This window comes from Alteribacillus sp. YIM 98480 (assembly GCF_009765375.1).
GTDB lineage: Bacteria > Bacillota > Bacilli > Bacillales > Marinococcaceae > Alteribacillus.
The window spans coordinates 324,024-348,123 of the sequence record NZ_VTOK01000001.1 but is presented as its reverse complement, the minus strand read 5'-3'; the positions used below and the strand labels follow the sequence as shown (position 1 = coordinate 348,123).

The 24,100-nt window shown below is 38.7% G+C and carries 22 protein-coding genes; 9 read left to right on the top strand and 13 right to left on the bottom strand.

Going from position 1 to position 24,100, the window contains the following annotated elements:
• Window positions 1–793 precede the first annotated feature (793 nt).
• The 5 genes from FZF09_RS01510 to FZF09_RS01490 form a co-directional block, all read right to left on the bottom strand.
• A complete protein-coding gene (locus FZF09_RS01510) occupies window positions 794–1,042 on the bottom strand; it encodes a hypothetical protein (RefSeq protein WP_158734789.1) in 249 nt (82 codons plus the stop codon).
• Window positions 1,043–1,576: 534 nt separating this feature from the next.
• A complete protein-coding gene (locus tag FZF09_RS01505) occupies window positions 1,577–1,765 on the bottom strand; it encodes a hypothetical protein (protein WP_158734788.1) in 189 nt (62 codons plus the stop codon).
• 257 nt (window positions 1,766–2,022) lie between these two features.
• On the bottom strand, window positions 2,023–2,343 hold the full coding sequence (locus FZF09_RS01500; protein ID WP_199256740.1) for a hypothetical protein: 321 nt from the start codon (window positions 2,341–2,343) through the stop codon (window positions 2,023–2,025).
• Between the two features lie 121 nt (window positions 2,344–2,464).
• Window positions 2,465–3,028, bottom strand: a complete 564-nt coding sequence (locus FZF09_RS01495; protein ID WP_158734787.1) for a DJ-1/PfpI family protein — start codon at window positions 3,026–3,028, stop codon at window positions 2,465–2,467.
• Between the two features lie 95 nt (window positions 3,029–3,123).
• On the bottom strand, window positions 3,124–4,029 hold the full coding sequence (locus FZF09_RS01490) for a DMT family transporter (RefSeq protein ID WP_158734786.1): 906 nt from the start codon (window positions 4,027–4,029) through the stop codon (window positions 3,124–3,126).
• Window positions 4,030–4,136: 107 nt separating this feature from the next.
• On the opposite strand from FZF09_RS01490, the gene FZF09_RS01485 reads away from it, so the two are divergent.
• The gene (locus tag FZF09_RS01485; RefSeq protein WP_158734785.1) at window positions 4,137–5,576 is read left to right on the top strand and encodes an aminotransferase-like domain-containing protein; all 1,440 of its coding nucleotides are present in this window, start codon (window positions 4,137–4,139) and stop codon (window positions 5,574–5,576) included.
• 198 nt (window positions 5,577–5,774) lie between these two features.
• Here FZF09_RS01485 and FZF09_RS01480 read toward each other — a convergent pair whose 3' ends face one another.
• Together FZF09_RS01480 and FZF09_RS01475 are read right to left on the bottom strand one after the other, a co-directional pair.
• On the bottom strand, window positions 5,775–6,962 hold the full coding sequence (locus FZF09_RS01480; RefSeq protein WP_158734784.1) for an MFS transporter: 1,188 nt from the start codon (window positions 6,960–6,962) through the stop codon (window positions 5,775–5,777).
• Between the two features lie 181 nt (window positions 6,963–7,143).
• Window positions 7,144–7,791, bottom strand: coding sequence for a FusB/FusC family EF-G-binding protein (locus FZF09_RS01475; RefSeq protein WP_158734783.1), 648 nt, complete (start codon window positions 7,789–7,791; stop codon window positions 7,144–7,146).
• A 211-nt stretch (window positions 7,792–8,002) separates the two neighbouring features.
• Here FZF09_RS01475 and desB point away from each other — a divergent pair, with 211 nt between their 5' ends.
• From desB to tatC, 6 genes are all read left to right on the top strand, one after another.
• The gene (gene desB / locus FZF09_RS01470) at window positions 8,003–9,082 is read left to right on the top strand and encodes a Delta(10) desaturase DesB (RefSeq protein ID WP_233269364.1); all 1,080 of its coding nucleotides are present in this window, start codon (window positions 8,003–8,005) and stop codon (window positions 9,080–9,082) included.
• Between the two features lie 213 nt (window positions 9,083–9,295).
• On the top strand, window positions 9,296–9,670 hold the full coding sequence (locus tag FZF09_RS01465) for a DUF2512 family protein (protein ID WP_158734782.1): 375 nt from the start codon (window positions 9,296–9,298) through the stop codon (window positions 9,668–9,670).
• Window positions 9,671–9,745: 75 nt separating this feature from the next.
• Window positions 9,746–10,309, top strand: coding sequence for a general stress protein (locus FZF09_RS01460; RefSeq protein WP_158734781.1), 564 nt, complete (start codon window positions 9,746–9,748; stop codon window positions 10,307–10,309).
• Between the two features lie 420 nt (window positions 10,310–10,729).
• Window positions 10,730–12,160, top strand: coding sequence for an alkaline phosphatase PhoX (locus tag FZF09_RS01455; RefSeq protein WP_233269363.1), 1,431 nt, complete (start codon window positions 10,730–10,732; stop codon window positions 12,158–12,160).
• 27 nt (window positions 12,161–12,187) lie between these two features.
• Window positions 12,188–12,415: a twin-arginine translocase TatA/TatE family subunit gene (locus FZF09_RS01450; protein WP_158734780.1), complete on the top strand. Its 228-nt coding sequence runs from the start codon at window positions 12,188–12,190 to the stop codon at window positions 12,413–12,415.
• Window positions 12,416–12,488: 73 nt separating this feature from the next.
• Entirely contained in the window at window positions 12,489–13,205 is a 717-nt protein-coding gene (gene tatC / locus FZF09_RS01445; protein WP_158734779.1) for a twin-arginine translocase subunit TatC, read from the top strand.
• Window positions 13,206–13,337: 132 nt separating this feature from the next.
• Here tatC and FZF09_RS01440 read toward each other — a convergent pair whose 3' ends face one another.
• Window positions 13,338–15,344, bottom strand: coding sequence for a catalase (locus FZF09_RS01440; protein ID WP_158735020.1), 2,007 nt, complete (start codon window positions 15,342–15,344; stop codon window positions 13,338–13,340).
• A 201-nt stretch (window positions 15,345–15,545) separates the two neighbouring features.
• Here FZF09_RS01440 and FZF09_RS01435 point away from each other — a divergent pair, with 201 nt between their 5' ends.
• Window positions 15,546–16,553 carry an LLM class flavin-dependent oxidoreductase gene (locus FZF09_RS01435; protein ID WP_158734778.1) on the top strand — a complete coding sequence of 336 codons (1,008 nt, stop codon included), beginning with the start codon at window positions 15,546–15,548 and terminating at the stop codon, window positions 16,551–16,553.
• Between the two features lie 167 nt (window positions 16,554–16,720).
• Window positions 16,721–17,779, top strand: a complete 1,059-nt coding sequence (locus FZF09_RS01430; RefSeq protein ID WP_158734777.1) for an exonuclease domain-containing protein — start codon at window positions 16,721–16,723, stop codon at window positions 17,777–17,779.
• A 92-nt stretch (window positions 17,780–17,871) separates the two neighbouring features.
• On the opposite strand, the gene FZF09_RS01425 is transcribed toward FZF09_RS01430, so the two are convergent.
• The 5 genes from FZF09_RS01425 to FZF09_RS01405 all read right to left on the bottom strand — a co-directional run bounded on the left by FZF09_RS01425 (window position 17,872) and on the right by FZF09_RS01405 (window position 24,088).
• Complete coding sequence (locus tag FZF09_RS01425; protein ID WP_158734776.1) at window positions 17,872–19,059, bottom strand: aminotransferase-like domain-containing protein; 1,188 nt, start codon at window positions 19,057–19,059, stop codon at window positions 17,872–17,874.
• Window positions 19,060–19,300: 241 nt separating this feature from the next.
• Window positions 19,301–20,251 (bottom strand): DMT family transporter, encoded by a 951-nt coding sequence (locus FZF09_RS01420; RefSeq protein WP_158734775.1) that lies wholly within the window; start codon window positions 20,249–20,251, stop codon window positions 19,301–19,303.
• 299 nt (window positions 20,252–20,550) lie between these two features.
• Window positions 20,551–21,357, bottom strand: a complete 807-nt coding sequence (locus tag FZF09_RS01415; RefSeq protein ID WP_158734774.1) for a molybdenum cofactor biosynthesis F family protein — start codon at window positions 21,355–21,357, stop codon at window positions 20,551–20,553.
• Window positions 21,358–21,465: 108 nt separating this feature from the next.
• Window positions 21,466–22,938, bottom strand: coding sequence for an aldehyde dehydrogenase family protein (locus FZF09_RS01410; protein WP_158735019.1), 1,473 nt, complete (start codon window positions 22,936–22,938; stop codon window positions 21,466–21,468).
• A gap of 40 nt (window positions 22,939–22,978) precedes the next feature.
• Window positions 22,979–24,088 (bottom strand): class II histone deacetylase, encoded by a 1,110-nt coding sequence (locus FZF09_RS01405; RefSeq protein ID WP_158735018.1) that lies wholly within the window; start codon window positions 24,086–24,088, stop codon window positions 22,979–22,981.
• Window positions 24,089–24,100: the final 12 nt, after the last annotated feature.

The window sequence follows — 24,100 nt, the reverse complement described above, 5'->3', positions numbered from 1 at the left end:
GGCTCCCAAAAAAATTAAAGGGACTTTTTCATACCTTTTGCTATGTATCTAAAATTAAGAACCAGGGCATTAGGCAGCCCTATTCGTATTTAGTACAACAGAAAATGTTTAACTTGATATAAAAACTATTTGGATTTAATTAATAAATAGCAAGTAATTCACAGCTATTCACTAGAAGAAAAACTGAAAAACAAATCGATTATGGTTTTAACTTCTGAAAACATCGGAGAAACATGACAAATATAGCGACTATTTTATTAGGATCAACAGGAACCATTATTTTAGTGATTATTGTCTGTTAACAGGATTAGCTACAGTAACCTGCACAGCTTCAGTTTCTGAATATTTTCGAGCACGTACTCTTAAGTATCCTATTTCACCTGGGTATATTAGCATTAGTGAGTCTTATCATTACTAACTTTGGTTTATACACCATATAAGATTTTGCATCTCCACTATTACTGCTGCTCTATCCTACTACGATTACCCAAGTGGTCCTCGTCTTTCTAAATAAATGGATTTTAGGCAATCAGTTTATGTGGATATTCTAATTGAAATTGATGGGTGCCTGTAATAGATCTGACTGTGTTACTCTATCTTCGTGTTATCGATTACATGAATAAAAATAACTGTTTTAGCGAAGTTTTAAACATATTAAAGGAATACCCCCCTTATCAATCAAACGGAGATAGAAGAGTATTCCCTTGTTCAACATTTATTTAAATTATGATGGCATCAAAAAACTTACCAATTGAACTGAAGAGTGGCCACTCTTGTCAGTTAGAAGGTTTTCCTAAATATAACAAACTACTTTCTTTTTATTATTTTTCTTCCTTTTCTTGAAATTATTTTTCTTAAAATGCTTCATATTATTATTTTTTTTCTTCTTTTTATTAAACTTCCTATGCTTTTTGCAGCAATTAACAAAACATGGCTTTTTATGATTTTTCTTCCTCTTCTTTTTCCTATTCTTTTTCATATCATTGTTCTTTTTATTAAACTTCTTGTGCTTTTTGCAGATGAAAATATATTTACTTGACATAGAGTATCACCTCCTTCTTTAGTACATTATGTTAATAGTTTCATATGGTAAGGGATATTATCTTAACGTTTTTACCTATTTTTCGATTTTAAATACAAATTAAAAATAACCTACTGCAGATCCGTTATAACGGTCAAAAAGTTAAGTGTTTCTCTCAAATCTTCTAGTTGCCTCTTTATCATTTGTAGGAATATTTTTCGTTAGTAAAATTAGAGACATACCGCCAACTCCTTATGGCGGAAGCCCTAGATTAGCTTATACTTTGAACCTTTAACTAAGTTAAACATTATAATTTCTTACCTTTCAAAAAAAGACTCCAGCAGCTGTGGAGTCTTTTATGCACAAAACGTAAATTTTTAGTATAGACAGGAGTAAAAAAGCAAGGCTCCTTTTTAGTTATAAGTTAGGTAAATAACAAAGAAATTTGCCGGCGGGAGCTGTTTTTTTTTAAGATATTTCTTTCCAAACCTCTCTGTGTAATTACCATTTCATGAACCTTTTTTCCCTCTTAAAAAATAAAAAAGGACAAAGAGATCACACCCCTTTGTCCGCACGTATTTTTCTCTCATATCTCGACTCTTGTACTTCTTTTTTTGCTTCTTCGTTCAATTCTTTTTCTTCTTCTTCTTTGTACTGCCATAAGCTGATATAGATTTCTAACAGGCTTTCTTCGGGAAGGCTGTCGATGAGTGAGTGGAGTTCTTCTCGAAGTGATGATGACATTTACATGCGCTCCTTCTTTCCAAATTCTTAGTGAATGACTCCCCCTTCACTTGTTTTTCGCAGCACGTTTTCATTTCCCCATAAGATAGAATTCCCCTTTATATCCTTTTTTCTTTTTCCCTTGTTTACAGGGAATTTAAACAATAGTTATATAAATTGTTACATACGTCTTAGATTTATCCAATAGGAAGAACGCCCTAACCCACACTTTCCTTAAATCAACACTTCTTACAGCCTGCCCTCTTTCTTATTTAAAATTAAAATACAGAGTAAAGAACAACAGCCAATATCATAGCAATCATTGGAAGGATAACACTTACTAGAAAGATAGGTTTATACGAACGCCTATGTGTTTCACTGCATATTGCGCGTACGGTTGTCACTACATAACCGTTATACGGCAAAGAATCAAGACCCCCGGAAGCAGAACCTGTAAGATCGCTTATGATCATAATACCAAGAGATAACCCTAATAATGCCGGGCCTGGTATGTTGACTAATGAATCAATAAAAGCTTGATAAGGAAGAAACTTGGGGCAGCCACGCTTCGAAATGCGAGAAAGTTCTCCGATTTGCAAGTTGTTATATTTCCCAACAGAGAAAAAAGTCAGGTAAGAATACAACCTGACTTTAATAAGTTTACTTTGATTTTTTATGTTTAAGAAATGCTTTGCTGTAGGAATAAATCGAAAGTTAGTATTATTCGTAGTAAGGATAGTCCATTTGTTTTTTTATTTTCTGTGCTGCCTCGCTCCCGGAGAAGCATTCGCATGCATAAAGACCGAGATCAACAGAAGCAGCAACACCACCCCCAGTAATAATGTTACCGTCTTTTACTATTCGTTCCTCTTTCACTTGGTTTGTATATGATTTTAAAAGTTCATACGCGTTAGGATGTGTAGTTGCTGCTTTTTCTTTTAAGAAGCCCGCAGCGCCCAGAAGCAAAGCCCCCGTGCAAACTGACAATTTATATGGAACGTTTTCTGCTGTTTTTAGCCATTCAATAAATTCCGCATCATTTCTCAGCCTTCTCGTTCCCATGCCTCCAGGGATAAAAATTAGATCATACTCGGAAAGATCCGGTTGCAGCTTATTTATTTTGAAGGTTATACCTCGATCATCTGTTATTTCCTCATTTAATCCACAAAGGTCCCAACTTAAGTCGCTTTTATAATTCATCGTTTTTAGTCTGGTCAATCCATCATAAAATCCAATGAAATCTAGAGACGTTAATTGATCAAATAGAATAAATGCTGCTTTCATTTTCAAACACCTTCCTTATTGGTTTATCATTCCTTTTACAAACGAATCCTGTTTATATAGTATGACGATAAGACTCCAGGACCCTTCTTCTCGTCTTAATAGTTCTCCTTTATTCTCTTACGTTGTAAAGGCGAGTGTTTGAAAGCTGTCCATGTCGTCATAGACACTCCTATTAATGCAAATGCACCGCCAATAACAGACAAAATAGCTGGAACCTCCCCAAGCCATAGCCATGAGATGAAGATGGCTAAAACTGGGGTTAAGTATAGTGAACTTGTAGCTTCAGATGCCCCGTGTTTCGATGTGGCATACGCAATCGCAAAATAAGGAATCACTGTAGGAAGCAACCCTAAATAGATAACAGTAAGCGTGCTTTCAAGCGATGATTGTTGGACAGCCGTCCATAACCCTGGAGAAAACAACAGCATAAACAGCGTACCAGATAAAATCGTATAGGTGGTAAACGGCAAGAATCCATATTTTCGTAAATACGGTACTTGAAAAACAAAATAGATACTTTCTCCTAAAGCTCCTATTAATATGAAGAGTACACCAATCTCAAAATGGATTTTTCCACCTGTGCCGAATGATATAAGACTAACCCCAAGGAAAGCAGTAATTGAACCAATCCACCCTGTATGATGAAACCTTTCTTTTAAAAAGAATGAAGCTAATAAGGCAGACAATATCGGAGTTGTCGATACAATCAAACTGGCCGCTCCTGCATCAACGGTTCGTTCTCCAACATTTAATAAAGTATGGTACATCGTAAAACCAAAAAAACCGAATAGTAAAATTGCGGGAATATCTCTTTTATCAGGCCATCTCATATTGACGACTACCGCAAAAATCAACAATCCTAAAGAACCAATGAGCATACGTAATAAAGCGAGATGAAAAGGGCCGTATGATTCTAAGCCAACTCGAATACCCGGAAAGGCAGACGCCCATAGAATGACAGCTAAGCTATAAGCAAACAAAACATTGTAACGCAACTTCATTCTTCCTTTCACCATAAATATTGATATAATTTATGATAAATAAAGCAGCCGCGAATAGCTCCAACCACTTTTCATTTATTAGAACCAACCAATCAAAGGAGTATACTATGGGTCATAGAACACAAAAACCGAAACATTTTATCATTCAAGAATCTATAAAAGAGAAAATCCAAAATGGAGAATGGCCTCCGGGAAGCCGGATCCCTTCTCAGCGATCACTGGCTGCGGCATTTAAAGTAAACCGTAGTACCGTTATTGCGGCATTAGATGAATTAAAAGCACAAGGAATAGTGGAAGGGAAAATGGGAAGCTCCACAACAGTCGTTTTAAATGCATGGCAGTCGATGGCTGCAAGTACTCCTGCTTGGAATGAACAGGTTCGATGGTCAGTACAACCATCCAATGATCCTTTGGTTCAAAAAATAAACCAAGCAGAAACGAATCATTCCTTTTTGCCGATTAGTAAAGGAGAGATGGGGCCGGAACTTCATCCAGCAAAGGCACTTGGTAAGGTTTTTAAAAAAGCTGGTAACGAAATAGGCTATTTCGGATACGGCGATGGCAGGGGAAAATATTCGTTACGAAAAGCGGTTAGCGACCATCTTAGTAGTCGCGGGATTTCAGCCAGTCCGGACTCCATATTAATTGTTTCAGGATCACTACAAGCACTGCAGCTGATTTCTTTAGGAGTTCTCCAGCCTGACTCTACCGTGTTTTTAGAACAGCCATCTTATTTATATTCACTTCCCCTGTTTCGATCAGCCGGCATGCATCTGCAGGGGATTGCAATGGACAAGGCCGGACTTCAAACAAAACTTTTAGAAAAGCAGCATTGGAGAAAAAATAAATCTATACTATATACAAACCCAACTTTTCATAATCCAACCGGGACCACCATGCCATTAGATAGAAGAAAAGCTTTACTCTGCACCTGTAATGAATTTCAACAGCCTGTTATTGAAGATGATATATATCATGATCTTTGGCTCGAAACACCTCCACCGCCTGCTCTTAAAGCGTTAGATACACAGGGACGCGTGCTGCATATCGGCAGTTTTTCTAAAACAGTGGACCCGGGCCTTAGAATAGGCTGGATGACCGGACCAGAGGATGTCGTAAAACGACTTGCAGATATTCGGATGCAAATGGATTACGGCACAAGCTTTGTCTCCCAGCTTGTAGCCGAACATCTGCTGACATCCGGCTTGTACGAAGAGCACATGCATAAAATCCGTCACAAACTGCTTCAAAAAAGAAACTATTTATTAGACCTATTACATCAAAACTTTAAAGAAGAAGCATATTGGGAAATTCCAGCTGGCGGGTTCTTCATTTATGTTCACTTCTACTCCATTGCATCAAAAAAGTTGTTTGCTGCCGCTTTTAAACAAGGTGTGCTTCTTAACCCTGGATCTATATATCACGATGAAAAAAACACGTCCGTTCGTTTTTCCTTCGCCTACCCGAACTACGCTCAAATGGAACGTGGAATAAAAATAATAAAAGACATTATAAATTATTTAAAAGAAATACGGATGAAAGGATAGAGCTGATTTCAATTACGAAGAATAGGATACTGCACTTCAATGAATACTTCAGCTGCTTGTGAAGTGTCCTTTTCGCAGATTTCTCCCCTATTCTAAGTTCTCTACTAAAAAGTTAAAATGGCCCAACCATCTTATGAAAAATGATTGGACCGTGGTACTTCCCTTATTTTTCCAAAAGTATAACACATCTTATAGATTTTATTGGTACAGTACGTTCCTTTCTTTTAAATTATTTCTATATAAATTACTGATCACTACTAAACAACCGGCCGTGAAAACAGCGAGTAATAGAAATCCTAAACCATATCCTCCGGTAAATCCTTTTATTACTCCTAGTGCAACCGGAGGAAAGAATCCGCCTACCCCGCCGATGGCACTGACAATTCCTGTTACCGCACCTGTATTATTAGGAGACACTTCTGGAACAAGCTTAAATACAGCTCCGTTTCCAGCTCCAAGTAAAGCAGCCATGACTGCACAGCTTATCCCGAAAAAAGTGAATGTTCCCCCGGTAATTGTCATAGCACACGCACAAATGACAATTCCGATGAAGAGCCATCTTAACACTCTTAGTGGTTTAAATTTATCTCCAAGGTATCCGCCTAATGGCCGGATACATGTGGCAACAACGACAAATCCGGCAACGATCAACCCTGCGTGAACTGCTGAAAATTGATATGTTTCTTGTAAAATAGCCGGCAAGTACAAGCTAAAAGCGATAAATCCACCGAACGTTAGAAAATAAAACAGCGATAACACCCATGTTTGTTTATGTTTAACGACAGATAAAGAATCTTTCAACGTTTTTACTTCTTTTGGTTTTGGTAATTCTTTTGTACCCATCCAAAAGATGAGTGCCATAGCCCCTATCGCAACGGCTAAAATCCAGAATACCCAGCTTAGACCTAAATACGTATAAATAGAAGGTACAGTAAAACTTGCTACCGCCGTCCCGAGGTTTCCCATCCCCGTAATACCAAGAGCGAGCCCTTGCTTTTCTGGCGGGAACCATCTCGTCACATAAGTAACGGCAATCGCAAAAGTAGTGCCTGCCATTCCGATTAAGAATGTCAAAAATAAGAGAAGCGAATATGAATGTACGAATCCTGCCGCTGTCATAGGAAGCACCAAAGTTAACATGGTAACGGTGTATACTTTTCTGCCTCCAAAGCGATCGGTTAAAATCCCCATCGGAACCCGCATAATCGACCCCAGTACAACAGGAGTGACAACAAGAAGACTTTTTTCTATTTCACTTAATTCATATATGTTTTGTAAATCTGTAGCTATTGGTGCAATGACAGACCATACAGCAAATGAAACGATCATTGCTAATGTAGACAGAACCAATGCCGAAATTTGACCTTGAACTTTTTTCTCTGTCATAACTCTCCCACTCCCTAGCAAAATAAAATTTCCTCTCTTTCATTTCATTGTTGCAAAAAGCAGGAAGAAAAAAATGTTTTTTGACAGAAAAGTTAACACCCTTTTTCCCTAAGGAAAAAGTTCAAGGAATAGAAAACGCGGACAAAGAAAGTATTTCGTTTGTCCGCTTCTCCATGTTTTTTTATATTACTTTTTGGATAAAAGACTCCAGCGCAGTTACGTCGGTTATATTTTTATTGCACTCATCACTGTCCTTACATATATACTGACCGATAGACCGGTAGTAATCGGGGTTATCGGTTGAAGTTTCATCTGTTCGTATACTTACAAGGTGAACAGGAGTTAATTCATTGCAGAAATAGCAGTAGTTCCTTTGTGTTGGCGGAGTATACCGTCCTTCAATACCAACTAATTTCCCGTCAAATTCATATACCATGTATTTTTTACGCTGGCCAGTGTCATTCCAGCCAAGATAGGTAAGATAGGAAAAATCAGTGTTCTCTAAATTAGGAAGCTGCATTTTTTTATTGTTTGGAAACAGCTCTTTAATCTGGGTATGATCAACTGCGGGGAATGGCTTTACATATGGATAAATAGATCCGATAAATGCTTCAACTTCAATGCTTGTTTTTACGTCAGAAAGCGGATCAATTACTTCCGCTTCTTCACCTTTCAATTCAGAAAACGCTTGTTTTACTTGATCAGCTGCTTGTCCTTTGACAGCCTGAAGAACGCTTGCATCCTCTATATCATGAAAACAGTACTGAACATGGCGGCCTTTGTTTTTAATAACATTTAAATGATGATTTTGAATGAAGGGTTTCGTCATATATTCGACTCCTTCCTTTTCGTTTCTATATTTCTTCCCTTTTTCACAAGCTTTCAATACATTGATTTATAAGCTTTTTAGAAGTAAGTTTTAATACCAGGTAGTAATATCCATTGACGTGTATAGCGAGCCGGTGTACGCTTAATGAGACGAAAACGTTTTTATGGAAATGAATTTCAATCCTTTAAAACGTCATGAAGGGAGCATCCTCGTGAGTGAACTCGAGAAATTTGCGGTATATGCAAAACATGTAAAGAAGCATTTACCGAAAGAAGCATTTAAACCTGTGCCTGCCCGCCTGTTTGGCGGTTTAGCATATTTGATTGTTGTTGTTATTTGTTTTTTAATGATCGGACTTTTCAACATCCATCCGCTCGTTAATATTATTTTTTCCTTTATTATTGGGGCAAGTTTCGCAGCATTAGGATTTTTGGGACACGAAATCCTGCATGGAACGGTAATTCGAAAAGCACTGCTCCGTGATATTTTAGGAGCTATAGCTTTTTGGCCTTTAAGTGTCAGTCCAAAAATCTGGCGAAAATGGCACAATTTAACCCACCATGTTCACACACAGCACGATGAACATGATCCGGATGCATGGCCTACACTCGAGAAAATTTCAAAAATGAAAGTATTTCGTTCCGTGTACCGCCTCCCGCTGTTTGTTCGTGCTTTTTTTGCTTTTGCTTCTTTAAGCATTCAGTTTACTGCACATTCGCTGAAAATGTTAGTGATATACATTAAAGAGTTTAAACCGAAAAAACAGCCAGAAGTGCTTCTGCAAACCGTGGTCCCATGGGCAAGCTGGATTGGACTATTGTTTATTATGGGTTTTGAAAAGTGGATCTTTGCCTTTTTCATTCCATTATTAATTGCCAACTTTATTGTTATGGCATATATTTCGACAAATCACCGGCTGAATCCTTTAGTTCCAGTCAACGATCCTTTAGCCAACAGCTTAACAGTCACGGTTCCAAAATGGGTTGATGTACTCCATTTTAATTTTTCGTACCACACGGAACATCATTTGTTTCCAGGCATGAGCTCAAAATATTACCCGCTTGTAAAAGAACAAATCAAAAAAATGTGGCCCGAGCGTTATCATGAAATGCCTATGAGTGAGGCCTTAAAAGCCCTTTGGCAAACACCGCGTGTTTATTTTGACCAAAATCAGCTCGTTGATCCTCATACCAGTAAATCTTACGGATCTTTAGGACACGGACTGAATCCTAAAAGAATCAACACCAGAAAAACTCAGCTTACCGCTAAATCCAAATGGGGAAAGTCCTAGTTTAGCTTGTACTTTTTAACAAATTAAACATTATCAAAAGACAAAAAAATTAATATAAGCAAAGTAACGGACAAATGGGTCATTCTTCCCGATTGTCCGTTTTTTTTGCTAGGTTGTTTAACTACGCCTTTTCTTTGGCAATAGGAATGAAAAGAATATTTTTTGAAAAAATAAAGAAGATAATAGTTCTATCAAAAGAGAGGAGGGAATCATTTGGAACACGCGAAAGCATTAGCTTTTAAAGGAATAATGACACTGGTTGGCCTTTTTCTTATTCTTACCATCGGCTTTGGGGTTGCATTTTGGAAAGTTCTTCTTTTAACAGTCATTATTGGTGCCGTTTCTTATCCAGGAGATCTGTTTATAATGCCAAAAATTAAAAATATGCCTGCCGTTATAGCTGACTTTGTACTTGCTTTTCTTATTATTTGGTTTGTCGGCATGGCTGTCTTTGAGCCAGGTACACCTTCAACGTTAGCAGCTTTAATTTCTGCAGCAGTTTTAGCGTTTGGAGAATATTATTTTCATTCCTTTCTGGCAACGCATGTCCTTCCGGCAAATAATAAACTTCGTATGGATACCCAATAAATTAGGTTTTAATGAGGCACTGATCCGGGAATCAGCATGAATGAATACCTACATGAAAAGAAGGAGGTATCATCGATGCACAAAAAAATTGTCGGCGGTGTTTTTAAAGATCAAGTAGATGCTGTTAACGCCATTGAGGCATTAAAATCGGAAGGTTATAGGACAGAAGACATTTCGGTCTTCTCTAAAAATCAAAATGACCTTGACGCACTAGAAAACAAAACAGGTACAACGTCAGTAGATGACAGTACCAAAAGTGGAAAAAGCAAAAGTGTTGGTAAAGGTGCCGGGTTAGGTGCAGGAAGCGGCGGCGTACTAGGCGCAGTTATTGGTTTAAGCTTATTAGCTATACCTGGGATCGGACCTATAGCAGGTGCTGGACCAATTGCTTCTGCATTAACCGGCGCCGGCGTTGGCGCTGGTGGCGGCGGTCTTGTCGGAGCATTTGTTGGGGCCGGCATTCCAGAAGAACACGCGAAAGACTATGAGGATTATTTAAAAAACAACCACATTCTCGTTTTGGTCGAAGCCGATGAAGAAAAACAAAATACGGTATATAATACGTTTTCCTCCCATCAGACTCAAAATACCCATATGTATCCCCATGCATACAGCAGCGGTACGAAAAGCAAATTTTAATAAACAGCAAAGACTTGTCCTTGTAAAAAAGGATGAGTCTTTTTTTATCCTTTAAGAAGTTTAATTTTATTTAAAAATTATAAATAAAACTATAGATTCCTCTATAAGGTTCGGCGGCAAGCCGAGTTTTTCTACATTTTTTATTAATGAAATTTTTACATATATTCCTCCAATAGAAAGGTTGTCAAAATTTATTATATCTTTTAATAGAAACAACCTATTTATTTTCACCTATTTATAGGTTACATAATTGAAATTATTTGTTTATTTCAATGTAGTTATTACAACTTTTGGACCATATTCCATGTTTAGATAAATTTTTACATTAAATATACTGTCAATCAACATTCCTCTAGTAGCTTTTAATGCAGAGGCTGCTTCAGTGCTGGCACTCTAAAATCAGTTTGAGGAGGAATAACTGTGGTGGACAAAAACATGAATCGTCGTGATTTTATTAAAGCAGGCGGGATGAGCACACTTGCTGTTACGTTGGGATCAACTGGACTATTTACTTTGGGGGGCAAACAAACGTCATTTGCTAAATCCAGCATCGCTTCTACTGCTGGCTATGGACCGCTTGTGAAAGACCCCGGCGGCATTTTAGATCTTCCGAAAGGGTTTCAATATCGAATTATTTCTGAAGAAGGCGGAAAACTTTCTGACGGTCGTCCTATTCCAGCAATGTTTGATGGAATGGCAGCTTTTCCTGGAAAACATAATTCAACCGTTCTCATCCGAAATCATGAACTAAGCGGGAACCCTTCCTACCCTGTAGAAGGAAAAAATCCATACAACAAAAATGAAACTGGCGGTACCACAGCTCTTGTTGTCGGACCAGATCGTAAACTCGAAGATGAATATATCACTTCTGCCGGAACTATCCGAAACTGTGCAGGCGGTACTACGCCATGGGGAACATGGCTTACCTGTGAAGAAACGTTAAACCGCGGTCATGGATATGTATTTGAAGTAGACCCGGATGATCCAGAAGGAAATATTTCTAAAACACCAATTAGAGATATGGGAGCTTTTTCTCATGAAGCCACAGCAACAGACCCGGAAACTGGGATTGTATACTTAACCGAAGATTCGAGCCCAAGTTTCTTTTATCGTTTTATTCCAAATGATCGCAGCCAAAAAGTGGGGGCACTTCAAAAAGGCGGTACTCTTCAGGCAGCTGCGCTTGAAGAAAGTTCCTCTACTAATGCTGGAGTTTTTGACAGCGGACAAAACTTTTCGATCGTTTGGAAAGATGTTGACCCGGAAAAACCTAGTGATGATGCAATTGCAAAAGACTGTATTCAGTTCAGCCGTTTAGAAGGTGCATATTTTGCTGGCGGCGTGTTCTGGTTTGATGACACTTCTGCTGGTGATAAAAACCTTGGACGAGTATACCGCTATATTCCTGCTACCAACACTCTCGAACTTTTTTATGAATCCACTGATTCAAACGATTTAGAAATGCCGGATAACATCTGTATTACGCCATGGGGAGACCTGTGGATTGCTGAAGATGGAGGCGGAGTCGATCGAATTGTTGGATTGACGCCAGAAGGCGAGGCATACACTTTCGCAGAAAACCGCTTAAATAATTCAGAAATTGCCGGTCCAACCTTTTCTACAGACGGTAAAACCTTCTTTGTGAGCATTCAAAGCCCTGGTATTACATTCGCGATTTGGGGGCCGTTTGCACGTAAAAATGCTGGCCGTCAGCGTCAAATGGGACATGCTGCTCCCCCTACTGCTTATGCACCAAAAGTGGATGATAAACTGGTTGAATTTGCGGAACGCAAAGGAATGTCGACACTCGAAGCAGCCGCGTTCCACCGTCACGGCATGCCTATTTTATAAAAAGTAGAAAAGGAGGTTGTTTAATAGATGCTGCAAAATATCGGTATCCCAGGATTAATTCTTGTTCTTGTCATTGCGTTAATTATTTTCGGGCCCTCCAAACTCCCAGAAATCGGACGAGCTTTCGGCAGTACTTTAAAAGAATTTAAAAAAGCAACCAATGATCTTGTAAATGGCGACGAGCAAGAAAAAGTAAAGAAATCAGATAGAAATTTGCAAGCAGTAGAAAAATCGGAGGAAAAGACAGGAAGCTGATGTGGTCAAAGATGTAGGCAGGTGCAATGCTTGCTTACATCTTTGCATTTTTCATGAAAGGAGTTTACATAGAATGAACAGTGAAATGAATATTGTCGATCACCTTAGTGAACTTCGGAAAAGAATTATCATAACACTGCTCGCTTTTATTTTTTCTTTTATTGTTTCGTTTGTATTCGTTAAAGATATATATCAATATCTCGTAAAAGATCTTGATGATAAACTTGCTCTTCTCGGCCCAGGAGACATTCTTTGGGTATACATGATGATTGCCGGAACTTCAGCTATTGCAGTAACCTTTCCAATTGCTGCACTGCAAGTGTGGAAATTTGTACAGCCTGCTTTAACAAAAGTCGAACAAAAAGCAACTCTTGCTTTTATCCCAGCTTTGTTTCTTTTGTTTCTTGTCGGCATTTCATTTGGCTATTTTGTGTTATTTCCATTAGTTATTTCCTTTTTAGAAGGGCTTGCAGGCAGTGATTTTGAAACGTATTTCACTGTAGAAAAATACTTTACATTTATGCTGCACCTCACGCTTCCGTTTGGATTTTTATTCGAAATGCCAGCTGTTATTATGTTTTTAACAAGACTCGGTATTATTGATCCATATAAACTGACAAAAGCAAGAAAATTTTCCTATTTTGGTCTCATCGTTCTCTCGGTCCTTATCACACCGCCTGATTTTATATCTGATGTACTTGTTATTATTCCACTGCTTGGACTGTATGAAGTAAGTATTACGGTAAGTAAAATGGTTTATCGAAAAAAAATACAAACGAAAGTTTCTTAGGAAAAGACAGAGCAGTCCCAAAAGACAAGGGACCACTCTCTTCTTAGTGTGAAATGTGCATCTAACATAATATTTATAATCATATTCGTGGAGAGAATACGATAAAGCGCTATGTCAGGGCGTTCGATTTAACTAAACCACCTGACGATCCCAGTGGCGATGCGCTGCAACGGCGGCTGTAAAATCTTTTGTGAAAGTTGTCAAATTCTCTCCCATTACTACACCCGGACTATTTGTGACACCTGCTTCTTCTAGTAAACTCTTTCCACTGTGTGTTGCACCAATTGGTTTATAGTGAGCGAAAGCTTCTTTTACAAAGTACAAGGCATCTTTCCTAAATGCACTGCTTTCATCTTTGCCGCCGCTCACAGCATACATAGCATCAAACAATACAGACTCACCGGTTAAGAAGGTATGGTCTACTTCTAACTCGGATCCGTTGTCTGCTTTACGCACGCCCAATGTATCACTGACTATTTCCGGATTAATCCCTTCAGCTTTCAATTTGGAAAGAACTCCATTAACTTCTTCGCCATTAAAATGATCGTCGATAATCACACCAACTTTACGTGTATCTGGCTTTTTCTTTGTATTTTCCTGGCTCAGTGCAGGAGACGATTTGGTCACATCTGAACCTCCTTGTTGAGGAGGAGCAGCTCCGATGGCTTCTGCAAACCCTCTGGCTAAATCCAGGCTAACGTTCGCAAACATATCAACGATTTGCTGCTGAACAGATTTACTTTTTACTTTTCCAAGTTCAAAACTAAATGCATCGATAATATGCTGCTTTTCAGGTTCACTCATGCTGTTCCAAAACATTGCTGCTTGAGAGAAATGATCTTTAAAGCTGTCACTTCTAGCTCTGACTTTGCGTCCTTCTATTTTTTCCTGGTAATGAGCATAACCGCCTTCTGATTCAGCAGCAGGTTCTGGGGTGTTGCCAGCCAGAGAGTTTTTATGATAGCTTACTTGACCTGTGTTTATTGTTTGACGCATATATCCATCACGCTGATTGTTATGGAACGGACAAACCGGACGATTGATCGGTAATTCGTGAAAATTCGGACCGCCAAGACGGATCAATTGGGTATCGGTATAAGAAAATAAACGGCCTTGAAGAAGCGGATCATTGGAAAAATCAATGCCTGGCACAACATGACCAGGGTGAAAGGCTACTTGCTCATTTTCCGCAAAAACGTTATCCACATTTCTATTCAATGTCAGTTTTCCTATTATTTTTACAGGTACATCTTCTTCCGGCCATATTTTAGTAGGGTCAAGGATATCAAAATCGAACATAAATTCATCTTCTTCTTTTATGATTTGAACGCCTAGTTCAAATTCGGGATAATCCCCATTATCTATGGCTTCCGCTAGATCACGACGGTGGAAGTCTGCATCTTTTCCTGATAATTTTTGAGCTTCATCCCATACTAGAGAATGGGTTCCAAGAACAGGCTTCCAATGAAATTTAACGAAATGAGCTTGTCCCTTATCGTTGACAAGACGGAAAGTATGAACGCCAAATCCTTCCATCATACGAAAGCTTCGCGGAATTGCCCGATCAGACATCGCCCACATTACCATATGAGCAGATTCTTGGTTATTCGCTATAAAATCCCAAAAGGTATCATGAGCGGAGGCAGCTTGAGGCATGCCATCATGTGGTTCTGGTTTTAATGCATGCACTAAATCCGGAAACTTCATGGCATCTTGTATAAAAAAGACAGGTATGTTGTTTCCAACTAAATCAAAGTTTCCTTCATCTGTATAAAATTTTGTAGCAAATCCTCGAACATCACGAACAGTTTCTGAAGAACCTTTAGAGCCTGCTACGGTAGAATAACGTACAAACACAGGCGTTTTTTTCGATGGATCGATTAAAAAATCAGCCTTCGTGTACTCTTTCATCGACTCATACACTTGAAATTCACCATGAGCAGAATATCCCCGTGCGTGCACAATTCTCTCTGGTATTCGTTCATGGTCAAAGTGCGTCATTTTTTCTCGAAAATGAAAATCTTCCATTAATGTCGGTCCGCGTTCGCCTGCTTTCAGCGAAAATTCATCTTCTGACATTTTTACACCCTGATTAGTCGTTAACTTTTTGTCTTTATCATTTGTTTTATATTTTTCCATCTGCTCTTGTTTCCTGTTATTATGCGGTTCGCTCACTTATAGTTCCTCCTTTTGACAGTATATAATAAACATTTCCTTACATGCTCGTACCCGCGCTCATTTTTAAATAAACTGTTTTCAAATCATTTTATTTTGGAACACGAAACAAATTTGGTAAAATAATATTGGCTTTAAATTTTTATATAGAAAGAAGATGAAACAATGTCTGAACATAAGCAACTAAGTGACATAAAGCTATCTGTCCTTGACCTATCTCCTATCGTAAAAGGAGGAACCGTCTCAGACTCTTATAAAAATACACTTGAGCTTGCACAGCATGCAGAAAAGTGGGGGTACCACCGTTATTGGATGGCTGAACATCATAATATGCCTTTCATTGGAAGCTCTGCGACCTCGGTTCTTATCGGACACGTGGCAGGGGGAACCTCAAAAATTCGGGTAGGTTCAGGAGGAATAATGCTCCCAAATCATTCCCCTCTCATCATCGCAGAGCAATTTGGAACTTTAGAAACTCTCTATCCAGGACGTATTGACCTTGGCCTTGGACGCGCCCCAGGTACCGATCAATTAACAGCCCATGCATTAAGACGTCACACTGGCAGCGACGGCCATGATTTTCCACAGCTTTTAGATGAGCTGCGCAGCTATTTTTCTGATGTGAACGGAAAACGTGTACGAGCTATCCCCGGGCAGGGATTAAACGTTCCAATCTGGCTTCTTGGTTCAAGCGGTTTTAGCGCACAGCTTGCTGGACAACTTGGACTGCCTTTTGCTTTTGCCAGTCATTTTTCACCTGACAATACCCTGCCTGCACTAGACTTGTACCGCCGCTCCTTCCAACCGTCTGAAGCGCTTGAAGAGCCATATGCAATGGTCGGGGTAAATGTTGTTGCAGCTGAAACGGATGATGAAGCAGAGTATCTTGGAACTACTATTCAGCAGCAATTTTTAAACCTTGTCCGCAACACAGAATTACCGCTGCAGCCGCCCGTTGAAAATATCGATAACTTTGTTACAGAACATGAAAAAATGCTTTTACAGCAGCAGCTTGGTTCTTCTATATTTGGCGGCGCAGCAACTGTTAAGCAGAAAATGCAGGAATTTCTTGATGAGACACAAGCAGATGAAATGATGGTTAATGCTCAAATTTACGACCATGCAAAACGTCTGCGCTCCTTCGAAATTGTCTCTGAAATTACGATGAATTAATAGCAAAGGATCGGCAGAAATATACTTCTCAGCCGATCCTTTTTGTGGAATTTTCAATCAGATCACTAATGTTGTCATTTAGTTAAATTAATTTGGCACTAGCCTAATAATATATAAATCCTGTAAAATATAATTTATTATAGGCATTGATTGGAAGGATGAACAAAGTGGCTGCAGCCATGAAAGAATTTGAAAGATTAAATGAGGAAATTGAAACATATCGTCTTAAAATATTAACCGTTGAAGATATAAATAGAGGAATCGAACTTTGCGAACGAGGAATGCATCAGCTTTCAGAAGCTTTTTATCAAATCGAAAACGTTCCCCGTTCTATCCCATGCCGGGATGCACTTATTCAGTTCTATGCTATGATGGATCAATTTGAAAAAGCACGCTCTGTCGTAGAAAAAGCTTTTGCAGCTGGTGCATATCATCGAGCTACGAAAGCAGCTGTATTAAAACGAATTGATGAAATGGAAAAAGCCCGCAATAGACTGGTTTTGTGTATAAGTAAAAATCCTGGAATCGAAGAAAACAAGGTTGTAAAAAGATTAAAATGTGACAAAAAAGCATTGAAATGGTACCTTGCAAACAGTATATTTATCAAAAAAACTACATACAAGAATACATATGCACTATGGCTTTCAGATAACATTACCTTAGAAATAGATCGCGGCATAAAAGCGGCAATTGTAGACGTAGAAACTACAGGATTATCCAAAGTTAAAGATGAAATTGTAGAAATTGGCGTTATGTTCTGCAGGTTCGACACCATTTCCGGGGAAATAATGGAGATTATTGAAGAGATTAATGAATTAAACGAGCCAAGCTTTCCCATCCCAGCAGCCGTCACTCGTATTCACGGTATCACGGATAAAAAAGTTGCTGGTAAAAGGATAAATGAAGAGAAGTTTGAACAAATATTTGCTGAAGCTGATATCATCATTGCACACAATGCTAGTTTTGACAGCGGCTTTATTCAGCGTTACTTCCCGGTATCAAAAGCCGTTCCTTGGCATTGTTCTGTTAACGATATACGTTGGAAAAGCTATGGGTTTTCCACGAGAAAACTGCTTGATTTATGCCGTCACCACCATATTACCCAGCACCAAACGCACCGGGCACTTGATGACGTCAAACTGACTGTAGATTTATTGCAGCAGCGTAACCCTGCAGGAGAATACTATTTGAAAGAATTGTTCCATAAGAGCAAACAACCCTCCTAATTGATTCTATAGGAGGGTTGTTTGCATTAATTAATAATCGATTTGTGTAATTCCAGCAAAGATTTTGTCAGCGAAATCTTTTCCTCTTCTCCTTACATACGAACAGAAGACTGATTCATCACTTCCACTAAACGTTTCATTCCTTTTTCAATCTCTTCAGGTTCCGCATTGGTGAAATTCAAACGCAATGTATTTTGAGCGGGGTTGTTGACGTAAAACGGCGCTCCAGGAACAAATGCCACGCCATTTTCCACCGCTTCGTTTAATAGAGCAGTCGTATTAACAGATTCCGGCATCGATACCCAGAAAAACATACCGCCTTTTGGCTCTGTGTACTGGATAGGAAGATCTTCACCTTTATCGAAAATACCTTTCATCACCAGCATTCTTTCTTTATATGCTTGTCTCAGGGTACGGATATGCCCATCAAGGTCAAATTCATGCATTAAGTGAATCAAAGCATGCTGGGATAATGAATTGGTATGCAGGTCTGTAGCTTGTTTGGCTTGCGCCATCATTCGGATAATTTGATAAGGGCCGGCAATCCATCCCGTACGCAATGCAGGTACAACCGTTTTTGAAAAAGTACTTGTGTAGACAACGTACTTATTGTCATCCATTGACGCTAGAGGCGGAACATTTTCACTTTCATCAAATTGAATGTCACCATATGGATCATCTTCAAAAATGATGGTGTGATATTTTTTTGCGAGCTTTAGAAGCTGCTTTCTGCGTTCTAATGACCACACTTTCCCGCCAGGATTTGAATAAGTAGGTACAACATAAATACATTTAGGTTTCAAACGTTGGATTTTTTCTTCCAGGTCTCCTTGTACCATCCCGTCTTCATCCGAATTTACCGGCACAATGTTTACTTCATACGATTGAAATACTTGAAGAGCTGCTAAATACGTAGGGTTCTCGGTTAATATAATATCACCGGGATTAAACATCACTCTTGCGAACAAGTCAATCGCCTGTTGAGATCCAGATGTTACCAGCACATGTTCTGGATCTCGGTAAATATCTTTTTCTTTCATCCGTTCTGTCAATTGCTCTCTTAAAGCGGGAACCCCTTCTGTTTCCCCATATTGCAATACTTTCGGATTGGACAGTAGTGCCTGGTCAAATGCCTTTCTTACTTCCTGCACGGGAAATAATTTTTCATCCGGAAGTCCACCTGCAAACGAGATAACGTCCCCTTTATTGACAACTTTCAAAATATCACGGACTGCTGACGATTGCATATGGTTGACGCGTTTGGCAAACCCGTACTTCATTTCTCTCTCCACCTCTTTATATTTTTATAACTGATAGATTCATTAGAAGATATTTTCAAAATGTCTTAATATTGTATCATATTTAAATCGACTGCTTCGATAGTCATCTTATGCGAGATGGGGGGATTTTCATAAAATACTAAAAGCGCATAAAAAGAGAAACGTGTATGAGATATAGCCATACCGTTGTACAAATACCTATTTACACGGATAAACAGTAAGTAACAACAAATAAATGATTTTATTTCGTTTCGTTGACCTGTTCTTCTGAGTTATATGATATTCCTTCCATTCTAGAATTTTCTAAAGCCTTATCAGTATTATCTTTTGACTCAGCTATGAATATTGATATAATGACCAGGACTAAAGCAACGCCGTCAACCACTCTTAATGTTTCTCCAAGAAAAGAGACAGCAAACACAGTTGCCGTCACTGGTATTATTGCTGTTGCCATCCCAACAGTACTAGCGGGAACTTTAGGCATTCCTAAATACGTAAAAGTATATGCGAGCACCCAGCCAGAAAAAGCATATGCCACAATGATTGCCCACGTAATAGCCGTTAAACTTTCCCAATCGAACGTTAATGATTCAAAAACAGCCATAGGCAATGTCATAAATAATCCCATAACACATAAGCCAGCAGACATAGTAAGCGGCGGGATTTGCACAGCAAATTTTTTTGCATAAACATAAAACATCGCAAGCGAGGTTACTGCTAGAATCATAAAAATATTCCCCATCCAACTTGCTTCTCCAACCACTCTAACCCCGACTACTTCCATAATTAAAACAGCACAGACAGCTAAGGATATAGCAATTATCTTCCGAATGTTTAAACGTTCCCCTAATAATAAAAAGGAAAGAAGCAATACAATAGCTGGAACCATACTATTAATTACCCCAGCTGCAATGACATTTGTATAACTAAGTCCGTATAAAAGAAATACGGTGTAAAGGACACAAGTGAAAAGAGCCTGCATAAAAATTCCATAATAATATTTAGTGCCGAGGGTTTTCCATACCACCTTGTCATAAATCTTTGCTGCCGGTAATAGTATGATACTTGAAACGGTTAATGTTAAAGCGGTGAATAACCAAACAGGAATTGTTTCCATAGCATAATCTCCAACCGGGATACTTATTCCTAAAAGTATCATAACTATGATAATATATAAAAACCCAATATTCATCACATTACTCCCCTTTAAAACCCCAATTTTTATTGTTCCATTTAAATCTGAAATGACGATGCCTCGTTCCTACTTGTCATCACCTTACTATTATTCTTGTAATATGTTCTTCATAGCTTTGATTTCAAACGTAGATTGATCTCCATCAATCCAAACCCGTTAAAAAAAGACTGTCTATTTCTCATGATCGCCTCCACGACGATAATTCAAGCGCTTATTAACTGAATGTTACAAAAACTATACCTGATAAAAGAACTTCTTTTTAGAAATATAGCCATTTAAGATAACGTTTTTGGTGCCTATTCATTAAGAATTTTGGCATAAGAGCCGACAGGAAAGTTTGAAACACGACCAGTTGTATAACCATCATAGCCATAGATTTTCCCATAGGATCGCATGGTATCAAAATCCTCAATCACAATACCTGTGGTAGGAATAACCTTTTCCAGCCATACAAACAAATACAGATTATTATCTAGTTTGTAATAGAAACACCGATCACTGTCACACAACCCTGCTTCATTTCCAGCTGTGCAATGCCAAGTATAATAATTTTCATTTAAATAAGTGTGCTCATAGACATCTTTACGGCTATAAACAAATTGAACTCGCTTTCCAATTAATTCTTTTGTTTTCTCGTGCTGGGGTGTAACATCCATAATTGGATTGTCAATAGATACATGTTCAAATGAAGCATGCACAGAAGCAAGCGGCATGCCTTGTTCGGCACGTTGAAGCATTGGTATTGATGTGTCTTCTTTAACTGGAAGCGTGCTGGTAACAACGGTAGCAATGTTTTGTTGAAGGTCAAAGACAATAGATATGGATTTCGTATCACCATATGAAACAATGAAATCAATAAAATAAATATCTTTTCTTGGCTTGACAGCTGTGTACGCACAAATGAATCTTTCCTTGATATTCTCATCCTCTACCGTCCACTTAAGCGTTTCGATATCTACAAACAATATTTCAGATATTTTGTTTCCCTCATAATAAAGCGTAAAGTCTTTACCCACTAACTTATCCGTCGGCTCCATCATATTTTCACTAAATCCAACCGAAAGTTCGCCTACACTGATGAAATCATTTTCTTTCATACTCATGTTTCAGCGGCCCTCCTAAATAAATGTATAGTTATAGATAAAGTCACGTAAGCACCAAGCCAAAACTGCTTGATACCTACGTTCTTTTATTTTTACTACATTTAATGATTAAAACCCATACCAATTGAAATGTTCGTCATTTAAATCTACCCAAACATTTTTCGTTTCCGTATACATATCCATTGCTTGTATGCCTAATTCTCTTCCAAATCCGCTCTGTTTCGTTCCACCAAATGGGGCGGCACTATCAAGCATACTAAACGTATTCACGTACACCGTTCCCGCTTTTAACCCTTTGGCCATTCGGTGTGCTCTTTTTAAGTTCTCCGTCCACACCCCAGACGTTAGGCCATATAACGTGTCATTAGCTTTTTGCAAAACATCTTGTTCATCTTTAAAGCGAATAACCGAAAGAACAGGACCAAAAATTTCTTCTTGAGCAATTGTCATCTCATTAGTCACATCCTCAAAGACAGTTGGAATAAAAAAATAACCGTTATTTTCCGTTTGACATCTTTCCCCTCCAATAACTAGGTTAGCTCCTTCTTTTAACCCTGCAGCCACGTAGTGTTCAATACGTTCTAATTGTTCTAATGAAACTTGTGGTCCCATTTGCGTTGTTTGTTCTAATGGGTTCCCAACCTTAATTTTCTTTGCTTTTCTAATAAAGGATTCCATAAAATCGTCATATATGCTATCTTGTACAAACACCCTAGAGCCCGAAGCACAGACTTGACCTTGCGCAAAATAAATACCAAACATGGAACCATTGACAGCGTTTTCAATGTTAGCATCATCAAATATAATATTTGGAGCTTTCCCTCCAAGCTCTAAACTCACAGGTTTTAAATTCTTACTTGCTGCTTGCATAATTAACTTTCCGGTGGAGGTTGATCCTGTAAAGGCAATCTTATCAATCCCAGGATGCGACGAAAGAGCATCTCCTGCGTCTTTTCCGTACCCAGGTACAACATTTATAACACCATCTGGGATACCAGCTTCTTGTAAAATGTTAACCATTTCTAAAATACTGATTGGTGTTTGCTCTGCAGGTTTAATCACGATGGTATTGCCTGCAGCCAAGGCTGGAGCTAATTTCCACATCGTCAGCATAAGAGGAAAATTCCATGGTACAATGGCTCCTACCACACCTAAAGGCTCTTTTAATGTATAGTTAAATCTTCCAGCAGGGGAAGCTAATGTATCTCCTTGAACTTTATTTGCAAGACCGGCATAGAACTCTAGTACATCAATCATAGCGGGAATGGCAATATATTTCGTTTCATTAATAGGCAAGCCATTGTCTATGGATTCTACTTCAGCTAAATAGTCCGCTTTTCTCCACAATTCTTGAGCTGCCTTATTTAATAAACGTCCTCTATCACTTGGTGCCATTTGTGCCCACGGCCCGGATTCAAAAGCTTTTCTTGCTGCTTTTATCGCTAAATCAACGTCTCCTGCTCCTCCTTCCGCTACTGTACCATTGACTTCTCCAGTTGCGGGGTTAAGCGACTCAAATGTTTTGCCAGACAATGATTCTGTCCATTTTCCGTCAATAAATAACTTGTATGTTTCACTCATCATTATTCTCCTTTAGTAAAATTCGTAAAACAAACTGCACTTAATACATAACATTTTGAGAATGGATGTTGATAACCTGATCAACTGCTTCTTTTTGGTGTTCAGCCAAGACATTTGAAGGCAGCCCCTTAATTGCTTCGTAAAATGGATCTTCTTTCACTTTGCTTTGTAACCCACTTAATGATTCAATAATCCTTAACGTACAAAACGGCACATAAGCGGGACTATAACCACCTTCATGACAAACAACTAAACGACCTTTACAATGACGTTCCGCTATATCCTTTACAATAGATGTCATTTCGCCATACCCTTCTGCAGTAACAATCATTTGCCCAAGTGGATCAAATACACTTGCATCCTGTCCGGCTGATACGATAATGAGCTCTGGTTTAAACTGATCAGCCATCGGAGCAACAGCTTTCTCCAATGCATATAAATATCCGGCATTTCCAGTTCCAGCTGGTAACGGAATATTAACGTTATATCCTTTTCCTGCCTTTTCACCTATATCTTCTGCAGTCCCTCTATCAGGCGGAAAGTTAAACTCTTGATGAATAGAAAAGAACAACACATTAGGATCATCGTAAAATGCATTTTCTGTTCCATTGCCATGATGAACATCCCAGTCTAAAATCATAATACGCTTCAGCCCATATTTTTCTTGTGCATAACGGGCAGCAATTGCTGCATTATTAAACAAGCAAAAACCCATTCCTTGTTCTTTTTCTGCATGGTGTCCTGGAGGTCTTGTAAGGGCGTATGCATTTTGAACCTTTTCTTCCATTACCGCATCAACACTCGTAATCGAACCACCAGCAGATAAAAGAGCGATTTCATAAGAACCTCTTCCTACAATGGCTAATTCTCCAGCATCTCCACCCGTTGTATCACTTAATTGCTTTACTTTATCTACATATGATGGAATATGATTTAACTCAATTTCTTCCCTAGCGGCTGAGCGTGGAGTCATTATTCTTAACTCAGAAATAAACCCGCTTCGTTCTAACAGATTCTTTACACGTCGCTTACTTTTAGGACTTTCACCATGTTCATCCGCTTCTATCCATCCTCCAGGCGGAAGAAACAAAGCACCATTTCCAGTGTCGTGCCAAAAATAGCTTTCATCATATAGAAACCCGGTTTTTATTGTCCTCACGTC

Bases quoted from the DNA above. Each gene is read 5' to 3' on its own strand.
- FZF09_RS01510 (WP_158734789.1), bottom strand. From the start codon at position 1,042: ATGTCAAGTAAATATATTTTCATCTGCAAAAAGCACAAGAAGTTTAAT.
- FZF09_RS01505 (WP_158734788.1), bottom strand. From the start codon at position 1,765: ATGTCATCATCACTTCGAGAAGAACTCCACTCACTCATCGACAGCCTT.
- FZF09_RS01495 (WP_158734787.1), bottom strand. From the start codon at position 3,028: ATGAAAGCAGCATTTATTCTATTTGATCAATTAACGTCTCTAGATTTC.
- FZF09_RS01490 (WP_158734786.1), bottom strand. From the start codon at position 4,029: ATGAAGTTGCGTTACAATGTTTTGTTTGCTTATAGCTTAGCTGTCATT.
- FZF09_RS01485 (WP_158734785.1), top strand. From the start codon at position 4,137: ATGGGTCATAGAACACAAAAACCGAAACATTTTATCATTCAAGAATCT.
- FZF09_RS01480 (WP_158734784.1), bottom strand. From the start codon at position 6,962: ATGACAGAGAAAAAAGTTCAAGGTCAAATTTCGGCATTGGTTCTGTCT.
- FZF09_RS01475 (WP_158734783.1), bottom strand. From the start codon at position 7,791: ATGACGAAACCCTTCATTCAAAATCATCATTTAAATGTTATTAAAAAC.
- FZF09_RS01460 (WP_158734781.1), top strand. From the start codon at position 9,746: ATGCACAAAAAAATTGTCGGCGGTGTTTTTAAAGATCAAGTAGATGCT.
- FZF09_RS01450 (WP_158734780.1), top strand. From the start codon at position 12,188: ATGCTGCAAAATATCGGTATCCCAGGATTAATTCTTGTTCTTGTCATT.
- tatC (WP_158734779.1), top strand. From the start codon at position 12,489: ATGAACAGTGAAATGAATATTGTCGATCACCTTAGTGAACTTCGGAAA.
- FZF09_RS01440 (WP_158735020.1), bottom strand. From the start codon at position 15,344: ATGGAAAAATATAAAACAAATGATAAAGACAAAAAGTTAACGACTAAT.
- FZF09_RS01435 (WP_158734778.1), top strand. From the start codon at position 15,546: ATGTCTGAACATAAGCAACTAAGTGACATAAAGCTATCTGTCCTTGAC.
- FZF09_RS01425 (WP_158734776.1), bottom strand. From the start codon at position 19,059: ATGAAGTACGGGTTTGCCAAACGCGTCAACCATATGCAATCGTCAGCA.
- FZF09_RS01420 (WP_158734775.1), bottom strand. From the start codon at position 20,251: ATGAATATTGGGTTTTTATATATTATCATAGTTATGATACTTTTAGGA.
- FZF09_RS01415 (WP_158734774.1), bottom strand. From the start codon at position 21,357: ATGAGTATGAAAGAAAATGATTTCATCAGTGTAGGCGAACTTTCGGTT.
- FZF09_RS01410 (WP_158735019.1), bottom strand. From the start codon at position 22,938: ATGAGTGAAACATACAAGTTATTTATTGACGGAAAATGGACAGAATCA.